At 32.6% G+C, this 10,280-nt stretch carries 9 protein-coding genes; all 9 read left to right on the forward strand.

Features of this window, described 5'->3' with window-relative positions; all coding sequences use genetic code 11:
- Positions 1-72 precede the first annotated feature (72 nt).
- On the forward strand, positions 73-1,191 hold the full coding sequence (locus QZZ53_RS09510) for an N-acetylmuramoyl-L-alanine amidase (protein WP_296383969.1): 1,119 nt from the start codon (positions 73-75) through the stop codon (positions 1,189-1,191).
- A 55-nt stretch (positions 1,192-1,246) separates the two neighbouring features.
- Positions 1,247-2,188, forward strand: coding sequence for an MlaD family protein (locus QZZ53_RS09515; RefSeq protein WP_296383971.1), 942 nt, complete (start codon positions 1,247-1,249; stop codon positions 2,186-2,188).
- 12 nt (positions 2,189-2,200) lie between these two features.
- On the forward strand, positions 2,201-3,517 hold the full coding sequence (locus tag QZZ53_RS09520) for a (Fe-S)-binding protein (RefSeq protein ID WP_296383974.1): 1,317 nt from the start codon (positions 2,201-2,203) through the stop codon (positions 3,515-3,517).
- Entirely contained in the window at positions 3,507-3,686 is a 180-nt protein-coding gene (locus QZZ53_RS09525) for a hypothetical protein (protein WP_296383976.1), read from the forward strand. The genes QZZ53_RS09520 and QZZ53_RS09525 overlap by 11 nt, the downstream gene beginning before the upstream one ends.
- 6 nt (positions 3,687-3,692) lie before the next feature.
- Entirely contained in the window at positions 3,693-4,475 is a 783-nt protein-coding gene (locus QZZ53_RS09530; protein WP_296383978.1) for a (Fe-S)-binding protein, read from the forward strand.
- A 27-nt stretch (positions 4,476-4,502) separates the two neighbouring features.
- Complete coding sequence (locus tag QZZ53_RS09535) at positions 4,503-4,988, forward strand: ABC transporter ATPase (RefSeq protein ID WP_296383980.1); 486 nt, start codon at positions 4,503-4,505, stop codon at positions 4,986-4,988.
- A 117-nt stretch (positions 4,989-5,105) separates the two neighbouring features.
- Complete coding sequence (gene serB, locus QZZ53_RS09540; RefSeq protein ID WP_296383982.1) at positions 5,106-6,329, forward strand: phosphoserine phosphatase SerB; 1,224 nt, start codon at positions 5,106-5,108, stop codon at positions 6,327-6,329.
- A 143-nt stretch (positions 6,330-6,472) separates the two neighbouring features.
- On the forward strand, positions 6,473-9,430 hold the full coding sequence (locus QZZ53_RS09545; protein ID WP_296383984.1) for a glycoside hydrolase family 3 N-terminal domain-containing protein: 2,958 nt from the start codon (positions 6,473-6,475) through the stop codon (positions 9,428-9,430).
- A 224-nt stretch (positions 9,431-9,654) separates the two neighbouring features.
- The coding region (gene bshA / locus QZZ53_RS09550) for an N-acetyl-alpha-D-glucosaminyl L-malate synthase BshA (protein ID WP_296383986.1) at positions 9,655-10,280 on the forward strand (626 nt) is incomplete at its 3' end.

The raw sequence follows: 10,280 nt of genomic DNA on the forward strand, positions 1-10,280 counted from the left end.
AATAAAGTTTAAAAATACGCTTTTACTAATAAAGACGTTATTAATTCGAGCTTATAAACCTTTAAATCAAATATGCAAACGAAGTCTAAATATATAATAGTATTCTTAGTTCTTACATTTATCACTACTTTAACATCATATGGAGCGTTAAACGCACAAGATGATAGGTTCGTTGTGGTTTTAGATGCAGGTCATGGAGGACATGATCCTGGTAAGAATGTAAAAAGTGGACTTAAAGAAAAACACATTGCTTTAAAAATAGTGTTACAAATTGGTAAAGAGCTTGAGAAGAATCCTAATTTTAAAGTTATTTACACACGTAAAAAAGATGTATTTGTAACTTTAAGAAACCGCGCAAAAATTGCAAACAAAGCAGATGCAGACCTTTTTGTATCTGTACACTGTAATGCTCACCATACACAAGCGAGTGGAACAGAAACTTATGTTTTGGGAGCAAAAAACTCTGATCGTAATATGTCAGTTGCAAAAGCCGAAAATGAAGTGATTTTCTTAGAAGATAATTATGAAGAAAATTATGCTGGCTATGATCCGAGTTCACCAGAATCTAATATAGCTATTGGTATTGAGCAAGAAGTATATGTTGAGCAAAGTATTATTTTAGCACGTAAAATAGAAGATAAGTTTTCAAAACAATTAAAACGCAAAAGTAGAGGTATAAAACAGGCAAGCCTTTGGGTAATGCATAATACTTATATGCCAAGTGTTTTGATTGAAACAGGGTTTATTACAAACAAAAGGGAAGGAACTTACTTAAATTCAAAAAAAGGCCAAACAAAAATGGCAACTGCAATAAAAGAAGCAATAATAGATTACAAAAATGTATTGGATCAAAATGTTGGTAGTAGCATCTTAGGGCAAGATATTGAAAGTACATCAATAGAAACTGCCGAACCTAAAATTGTTGAAGGAGTTATTTTTAAAGTGCAAATTGCAGCTAGCTCAAAGCAATTGGCTCCAAAATCTTATAATTTTAAGGGTCTGTCTGATATTTCAAGAGTGAAAGTTAGAGACATATACAAATACTTTAGCGGTAATACATCTGATTACAATAAAGCAAAGCGACTTCAAAAAGAAGCGAAATCCAATGGGTACAAGGATGCTTTTATTGTTGCTTATAAAGATGGAAATAAAATTGATGTATCTGAAGCATTGAAATCTGCCTCAAATTAGGAACATTATTCATATATTTATTCCTAATTTTGTTTCTAAATCAAAGTAAAGTCAATTGAAAATCTCAAGAGAAGTTAAAACGGCAATATTAGTATTATCTGGTATCGCTCTTTTTATATATTTATTTTCATACTTAAAAGGTGAGGACATATTCACTACTACAGAAACTTATTATACAGAATTCGATTATAATGCTTTAAGCTCTTCGTCACCTATTACAATTAAAGGTAATAAAATAGGAAAGATAGAAGATATTAAATATGATTTTGATTCTGGTAAAACACGTGTCGCTTTTTCAGTTAATCCCAAATTAAAGTTTTCTAAAAACAGTAAGGTTAGATTATACCAAGACGGATTAATGGGTGGCAATGCCTTAGCTATTGTAGATGCTAATGATGGTGTTTTAGCACAACCAGGTGATTTTATTGTTTCGGAGATAAAAAAGGGCTTAATGTCCACTTTAGAAAGTGATTTACCAAATGTAACAGCAGGTTTAGATAGTACATTACGTTCTGCGGATACTTTAGTAAATAGTTTAAATGCTCTTGTAGTTGATGAGTCTGACTCAGGATTAAAAAGCACTATCTCTGAATTAAACACAACTTTAAAATCGTTTAAGAGCCTATCGTTTTCTATTCAAAGTGTAGTTAAAAAGAATGATGAAAAAATTGCATCAATACTAGATAACTTTGATAAGACTAGTAAAGATCTAAGTGAATTAGCTGCCGAATTAAAAGGTGCTGGATTATCTACAACTATTACCGACTTAAATAAAACCTTAGTAAGCATGCAAAGTCTTTTAGCTAGTATAGATAATGGTGAAGGCACCATAGGAAAGCTGTTAAAGGATGATAAACTCTACAAGAATCTAGAAGGAGCATCTAAAGAAATGGAATTATTACTATTAGATATAAAGCTACATCCTGCGAGATATAGGCGAATATTATCTAAGAAAGAGATCCCTTACCAAGCACCAACTGAAGATCAAAAGAATTAGATTATTTCACCTATGGAATACTTCCCAAATATCATTTTTGCCATTATCCTTGTATTAGGTATTGGTTTTTTTGCAAGAAACATTAAAAAACTTATTCGTAATATTAAATTAGGGCAAGAAGTTGATGCTTCTAATGAAAAATCGCAACGCTGGAGCAATGTTGTACGTATTGCACTAGGACAAAGTAAGATGGTAAGACGACCAGTATCTGGTTTTCTTCATGTTATTGTTTATGTGGGATTTGTGATTATTAATATTGAAGTCTTAGAAATTATTATAGATGGATTATTTGGCACACATCGTATAGGATTAGAATTGTTACCAGCATCTCTTTATGGCTTTTTAATTGGCTCCTTTGAAATTTTAGCTGTATTAGTTCTAGTATCTGTAATTGTTTTCTGGATTCGTAGAAATGTCATTAAATTAAAACGTTTCTTAAGTTCGGAGATGAAAGGGTGGCCAAAGAACGATGGAAATATTATTCTTTATTTCGAAGTTGTTTTAATGGGTTTGTTTTTAGTAATGAATGCTACAGATACAGTATTTCAAATGTCTAATTCCGGAAATATAATTTCTCAATTCATAGCACCTTGGTTCGACGGATTTTCTCAAGAAACGCTTCATACTATTGAGCGTGTAGCTTGGTGGTTTCATATTGTAGGCATTTTACTATTCTTGAATTATTTATACTTCTCGAAACATTTACATATTCTTTTAGCGTTTCCAAACACATATTACGGAAGTGTTGAGCCTAAAGGTAAATTTAATAATCTAGAAGCGGTAACTGCAGAAGTGAAGCTTATGATGGATCCAAATGCAGATCCGTTTGCTGCACCAGCAGAAGGTGCAGATGATGAAGCACCTGCTAAGTTTGGAGCTAGTGATGTAATGGATTTAACACAAGTACAACTACTAAATGCATATACGTGTACAGAATGTGGTAGATGTACATCTGCATGTCCTGCAAATCTAACAGGTAAGAAATTGTCTCCTCGTAAAATTATGATGGATACTAGAGATCGTTTAGAAGAAGTTGGGAAAAACATAGATATCAATAAAGGTAAGTTTGTAGATGATGGCAAACAACTGTTAGGTAATTATATTACAAACGAAGAGTTATGGGCTTGTACAACGTGTAATGCTTGTGTAGAAGAATGTCCTGTGAGTATTAATCCATTATCTATAATTTTAGAAATGCGTCGTTATTTAGTAATGGAGCAGAGTGCTGCGCCAATGGAATTAAATAATATGATGACCAATATAGAAAATAATGGAGCACCATGGCCTTATAACCAAATGGACCGTTTAAATTGGAAAGATGAGCACTAAGAGAAAAGTTATAATCGTAGGTATTGTTTTAATCATATTGGGAATGATATTAATGGTTTTGTTAAAAGAAAATGAATATGGTAATCTTATTGGAAGCCTTGTTGCTGGTGCTGGTGGAGGTTGTTTATCAATTTTATTCTCTTCGAAAAAATATAAGCCTAAAAATTAAGTGAAAATGGACGAGCAACTAAAAGTGCCAACAATGGCAGAGTTTATGGCAGAAGGCAAGCAACCAGAAATTTTATTTTGGGTTGGTTCTGCTGGTAGTTATGATGATAGAGCTAAAAAAATCACAAAGGCTTTTGTTAAAATATTAAACAAGGCTAAAGTTGATTTTGCTGTTTTAGGAACAGAAGAAAGTAATACAGGTGATGTTGCAAAGCGTGCAGGTAATGAGTTTTTGTTTCAAATGCAAGCTGTAATGAATATTGAAGTGCTAAATGCTTATGAAGTAAAGCGTATTGTTACTTGTGACCCACATTCATTTAATTGTCTAAAAAATGAATACCCAAGTTTAGGTGGTAATTATGATGTTGTACACCATACTCAATATATGGAAGAGTTAATGACTTCTGGGCGCTTGTCTGTAGAAGGTGATACCTATAAAGGAAAACGTATTACGTTTCACGATCCTTGTTATTTAGGAAGAGCAAACAATGTTTACGAATCTCCAAGAGATGTACTAAGAAAAACTAATGCCACATTAGTAGAAATGAAACGACATAAAGGAACAGCTTTGTGTTGTGGAGCAGGTGGAGCACAGATGTTTAAGGATGCTGAACCAGGTAATAAGGAAATTAATGTTCTTAGAACTGAAGATGCACTAGAAGTACAACCAGAAATTATTGCTACAGGTTGTCCGTATTGTAATACGATGATGACAGATGGTGTTAAATTTAAAGAGAAGGAAAGTGAAATTTCGGTTATGGATATAGCTGAATTAATAGCTAATGCATAATTCTGCCATCAACCCTAAATCAATTTTATGTTAGTAGATTTTAATACTTTACCAGAAGAATCCCGTGTTTGGATATACCAAGCCAACCGTTCATTTTCAGAAAATGAATTAGCTAAATTAGAAGAGAAGCTTAATGTGTTTATTGAAGCATGGACAGCTCATGGACAAGATTTACAAGCAGGCTATAAAATTGTATATAAACGTTTTATAGTAATTGCATTAAACCAAAGCTTAAATAGTGCAACTGGTTGTTCAATCGACGCTTCTGTTCATTTTATTCAGGAATTAGAGAAAGAATATAACGTGGATTTAATGGATAAAATGAATGTATCTTACAAGCAAGGCGAATTCATTGCACATAAATCTTTGTTAGACTTTAAGAAAATGGCAAAGGATAAAGCCGTTTCTAAAAACACAATTGTTTTTAATAACCTCGTTACTAATATCTCAGAATTTAATGAAAACTGGGAAGTACCTGCAAGTGAAAGTTGGCACAGTCGATTTTTGAAATAGAATCTTTAATATTGCGAATTTTATAGTGTTTACTAGATATAATTGTAAAATTCTCATCTTCAATAATTTTCATATATCAAATAGAATATTGATTTTTACGATTGTAAATCTATAACTGTGGCTACAGACATTTTCTTATTAAATATTTCGGGACAAGATAAACCAGGTTTAACTTCTGGTTTAACTAGTGTATTGGCTGAATATGGTGCTAAAATCTTAGACATTGGCCAAGCTAATATTCACGATACCTTGTCACTTGGTATATTATTCGAAATAGAATCAGGAAAAAAATCAGCTGCAGTTTTAAAAGACTTATTATTTAAAGCTTATGAACTTGGTATTACTGCAAAGTTCTCGCCAATAGCACTCAAGGATTATGAGAGTTGGGTTGGTCTTCAAGGTAAAGATCGCTACATCATTACTATTTTAGGAGAAAAACTTGCTGCAGAACAAATTTCTAAAGTCACTAAAATAATTTCAGAGAAGAACTTAAATATCGATTCTATAAAGCGTTTAACTGGTCGTTTATCATTAGTGAAAAAAGAAGAATATCCTAGAGCATCTATACAATTATCTATTAGAGGTAAAATAGGAGATAAATCAGATTTCACACAAAAAATGATGGAAATCTCTAGAGAATTAGATGTAGATATTGCGTTTCAAGAGGATAATATTTTTAGAAGAAATAGACGCCTGGTTTGTTTTGATATGGATTCAACTTTAATTCAAACTGAAGTCATTGATGAGTTGGCAGAATTAGCTGGTGTAGGAGAAGAGGTAAAAGCAATTACAGAATCTGCCATGCAAGGGGAAATTGATTTTAAAGAAAGTTTTAAAAGACGAATGAAGCTTTTAAAAGGCTTGAGTGAAGAGGTGTTACATGACGTTGCAGAACGATTGCCAATTACTAAAGGAGCAAGACGCCTTATAGATACTTTACATTATTACGGGTTTAAAACCGCTATCTTATCTGGTGGTTTTACATATTTTGGTCACTATTTGCAAAAGAAATTAGATATCGATTATGTATATGCAAATCAACTAGAAATTAAAGATGGTATTTTAACAGGAGGTTATCTTGGAGAGATAGTAGATGGAGACAAAAAGGCTGAGTACCTTAAAGAAATTGCAACTAAAGAAGGTATTGATATTGGTCAGACCATTGCTGTTGGTGATGGAGCTAATGACCTACAGATGCTTAATCTTGCTGGTTTAGGCATCGCCTTTCATGCTAAACCTAAAGTAAAGGATAATGCACAAAGTTCTATTTCTAGCATAGGCTTAGACGGAGTATTATATCTATTAGGTTATCACGATCGTCATATCGATTTACTAGACTAATTTTATAACTGTTAATTACACGGTTTATAAAAGTATCCTAAAGTCTTTTTTACTTCTTATTAATTATGCTATTTTGGCATAGTATTCGTTACTACTAAATGAAGTTTGTTTAGTAAAATCCTATAAACGATAAAAAATTGCTCATGCGTTACTTGTCCCTTATTCTTATATGTTTTTGTATTCAAATTAGTCTGTCTCAAGAATCTGATAACAATCCCTTGCTTTCAGAAGACCCAATTCAACAACAAAAATGGGTAGATAGCCTTTATAATTCTATGTCTATAGATGAGCGTATTGGTCAGCTTTATATGGTCCAAGTAATGTCTAAAAACAGTGATAAGTTGAATAATGAAGTGGTTGATCTTATAAAAAATCAACACATTGGAGGTGTTATTTATTCTAATGGAGGGCCTTATAGACAGGCAAAACTGAATAATAAATTACAAGCAGCTTCAAAGATTCCGCTTTTAGTAGGCATGGATGCAGAATGGGGTTTAAGTATGCGATTAGATTCTACTTATGCCTTTCCTTGGAATATGACACTTGGTGCCATTACTGATAATGATCTAGTTGAACAGACAGGACGTCAAATAGGTGAACATTGTAAACGCCTTGGAGTACATTTTAATTTTGCACCAGTTGTAGATATTAACACTAACCCAGAAAACCCAATTATTGGAAATCGCTCTTTTGGAGAAGATAGAGATAATGTAACTAATAAAGGGTTAGCATATATGAAAGGGATGCAAAGTACTGGTACTTTGGCTAATGCAAAACATTTTCCAGGCCATGGAGATACAGAAGGTGATTCACATAAGACTTTGCCAACGATTTCGTTTAGTGAAAAACGCATAGATTCAATAGAGTTGTTCCCTTATAGAAAACTCATTAAAGAAGGCTTATCTAGTGTAATGGTAGCACATCTTAATGTTCCTAGTTTAGAAGCGAGGAGAGGTTTCCCTTCTTCATTATCAAAACATATTGTAACAGATATCTTAAAGACTCAACTTGGATTTAAAGGACTCATATTTACAGATGCGTTAACTATGAAAGGTGCCGCAGATTATGTTGAAAAAGGAGTAGATGGTGTTATATCAAGAAGTGTAATAAAAGGAGGCGAAATTGATCTAATGGCATTTTTAGCAGGAAATGATGTAATGCTTATGTCAGAAGATCCTCAAAAAGGTATAGCAAAGTTTATTGAAGCCTATAATGATGGAATTATTACTGAGGAGCGTTTATCACATTCAGTGAAAAAGATATTAATGGCTAAACATAAAGTTGGATTAAATAATTACAGTCCTATTGGCTTGGCTAACTTAAAAGAAGATCTTAACCGATTAAAGGACGATTTACTTTATGAGAACCTAATGGAGAATGCAACTACAGTTGTAAAAAATTCCAACGCGTTGTTGCCTATAAGAGACTTAGAAACAAAGAAAATTGCTTATGTAGCTCTAGGTGATGACAATGGCTCTGTTTTTTTAGATGAATTAAAGAAATATACTAAAGTACATCAAGTTAAAGCCGAAAAGCTTGATGGAATTATTTCTAAACTTCAAAATTATAATACAGTTGTAGTTGGCTTTCATAAAAGCAATGATAATCCATGGAAGGGATTTAAGTTTAGTCAAAGAGAAATGGCATGGCTCTATGAAATTGCTAGAACAAATACAATAATTCTAGATGTTTTTGCTAGACCATATGCGCTTAATGATTTATTGTCTATTGAAAATATTGAGGGCATAGTAATGAGTTATCAAAACAGTAAAATAGCTCAAGAGAAATCAGCACAACTCATTTTTGGAGCGATTGGAGCCAAAGGAAAATTACCAGTAAGTACAGGTGAATTCTTTCCTGTTGGCACAGGAGAAATTTATAATGCAATATCGAGTTTAAGCTATGGTTTACCTGAGCGTGTTGGCATGGATTCTAAATTATTAAGTAAAATTGATTCTGTCGCAAATCATGCTGTAAAAAATAAAATGACACCAGGTATTCAGTTATTGGTTGCTCGAAAAGGAAAAGTGATATACAATAAGAATTTTGGTTACCATACCTATTCAAAAAAGAATAAAGTAGACTTTAACGATATATATGATGTCGCGTCATTAACCAAAATATTAGCGACGCTTCCTGTGTTGATGGAATTAGAAGAAAAGGGATCTGTATCTCTAAATTCTAAATTAGGTACATTAATTCCGGAATTAAAAAATTCAAACAAAAAGAATATTACGCTTAAGAAAATGTTATCGCATTATGCACAGTTGCGACCTTGGATTCCTTTTTACTATGCAACTCTCGATTCTGTAACTAAAAAACCAGACCCTAAATATTATAAAACAAAAAGAACAAAAGGTTTTAATGTAGAGGTGACAAATACGCTTTTTATGCGTAACGATTACAAAGATTCTATCCAAGAGATTATAAAGGAGAGTGAGTTACTATCTAGGTTACGCTATCGTTACAGTGATTTGCCTTATTATATTCTTAAAAATTATCTTGAAGGTTTCTATGACAAATCTTTAAGTGAGATTACTCAAGATCGTTTTTATAAGTCTTTAGGTGCTAATTATACAACTTATAATCCTAGAAAGAAATTTAGCCTAAAAGATATTGTTCCTACTGAAATTGATAAGTATTATCGTTACAAAAAAGTACATGGTTATGTGCATGATATGGGAGCAGCCATGCAAGATGGAGTAGGAGGACATGCAGGTGTTTTTAGTAATGCAAATGATGTTGCAAAAATTATGCAAATGTATTTGCAGAAAGGCTTTTATGGAGGAAAACGCTATTTAAAAAGTGAAACAATAGATACATTTAATACATGTTATTATTGTGAGAGTGATAACCGACGCGGTATAGGATTTGATAAGCCACAACTAGGAGAGGAAGGGCCAACTTGTGGTTGTATTTCTATGACGAGTTTTGGGCATTCTGGTTTTACTGGCACTTATGCTTGGGCAGATCCAGAACAAGAAATTGTATATATCTTTTTAGCCAATAGAACTTATCCTGAAGCCGGAAAGAACCTATTATTACGTGAAAATATTAGAACAGAGATTCAGCGTTTAATTTACGAAGCAATTATTGAGTAAATTAATAGTTGTAAGTTTCTTAAACAACTTCTGACTGAATTGATTTCAAAATTTAAGTACATTATAGCATAAGTTAAAAAGTACTTAAAGTTGAAAACCAATAGAGCAAAACAGCTAACTTTAGGCTTTTAAATTTAAATATAATGTCAGGTTGAGAGCAATCGAAACCAATTAAAACCTTTCGACTGTGCTTAAGGTGACAGTGAAATAATATTACAAAATACATGAAAATAGGAATTGTTTGTTATCCAACATTTGGTGGTAGTGGTGTTGTCGCTACAGAATTAGGTTTAGAACTTTCAAAACGTGGTCATGAGATTCATTTTATAACCTATAGTCAACCTGTACGTTTAGAATTGTTGAGTAATGATGTTCATTTTCATGAGGTTCATGTACCAGAATACCCTTTATTTCATTATCAGCCTTATGAACTTGCCTTATCGAGTAAATTAGTAGATATGGTGAAGCTTCATGGAATTGAACTATTACATGTCCATTATGCGATTCCGCATGCTTACGCAGCTTATATGGCACAGCAAATGCTTTTAGACGAAGGTATTCTTGTTCCTATTGTAACAACACTTCATGGAACAGACATTACATTAGTTGGTAGTCATCCGTTTTATAAACCTGCTGTAACCTTCAGTATTAATAAATCTGATGCTGTAACTTCTGTTTCTGCTAGTTTAAAAAAGGATACCATGCGTCTTTTTAATATTAAAAAAGATATACATGTGGTTCCTAACTTTATTGACTTAGAAAAGCATCTTCATAATTTTACAGACTGTCAACGCGAAATGATGGCAGATGATGACGAACGTATCATTACACACATAAGTAACTTTAGAGA

This window comes from Winogradskyella sp. (assembly GCF_016744625.1).
In the GTDB taxonomy this organism is placed as follows: Bacteria; Bacteroidota; Bacteroidia; order Flavobacteriales; family Flavobacteriaceae; genus Winogradskyella.

Coding starts and splice junctions, on each gene's coding strand:
- QZZ53_RS09545 (WP_296383984.1), top strand. CDS start 6,473: ATGCGTTACTTGTCCCTTATTCTTATATGTTTTTGTATTCAAATTAGT.
- QZZ53_RS09510 (WP_296383969.1), top strand. CDS start 73: ATGCAAACGAAGTCTAAATATATAATAGTATTCTTAGTTCTTACATTT.
- QZZ53_RS09525 (WP_296383976.1), top strand. CDS start 3,507: ATGAGCACTAAGAGAAAAGTTATAATCGTAGGTATTGTTTTAATCATA.
- QZZ53_RS09530 (WP_296383978.1), top strand. CDS start 3,693: ATGGACGAGCAACTAAAAGTGCCAACAATGGCAGAGTTTATGGCAGAA.
- QZZ53_RS09535 (WP_296383980.1), top strand. CDS start 4,503: ATGTTAGTAGATTTTAATACTTTACCAGAAGAATCCCGTGTTTGGATA.
- QZZ53_RS09520 (WP_296383974.1), top strand. CDS start 2,201: ATGGAATACTTCCCAAATATCATTTTTGCCATTATCCTTGTATTAGGT.